The 268-nt window shown below is 48.5% G+C and carries 1 protein-coding gene; it reads left to right on the top strand.

Annotation, left to right across the window (positions count from 1 at the left end):
• Positions 1 to 268 (top strand): hypothetical protein (locus R0K30_RS22135; protein WP_410613009.1); only part of this gene is annotated, 268 nt, incomplete at both ends.

The following is a 268-nucleotide window of genomic DNA, read 5'->3' as shown; positions in this document are numbered from 1 at the left end:
ATGACAATGGAGTTTATCGAAGCCTGTGCGATGTGGGCGCGCTCGTTTAACTATGCTGCAAGCGAAATTGAGGAAGGTATCTTTGTCGATGAAGACGGCGATAAAGAAATCAAAACCTACACGATCCGATTCCCAAAAGCCAAAAACCGCATCACTGCCCTGTCTTCTCGCCCATCTAACTTACGTGGTAAGCAAGGCGTGGTTGTCATCGATGAGGCAGCATTCCATGAAGACTTGGCAGGACTCATTAAAGCGGCACTGGCACTAC

This window comes from Bacillus sp. SIMBA_154, from assembly GCF_046536015.1.
Lineage (GTDB): Bacteria > Bacillota > Bacilli > Bacillales > Bacillaceae > Bacillus > Bacillus pumilus_P.
The sequence above is the reverse complement of the archived record's forward strand: the minus strand, read 5'-3'. Positions and strand labels throughout refer to the sequence as shown.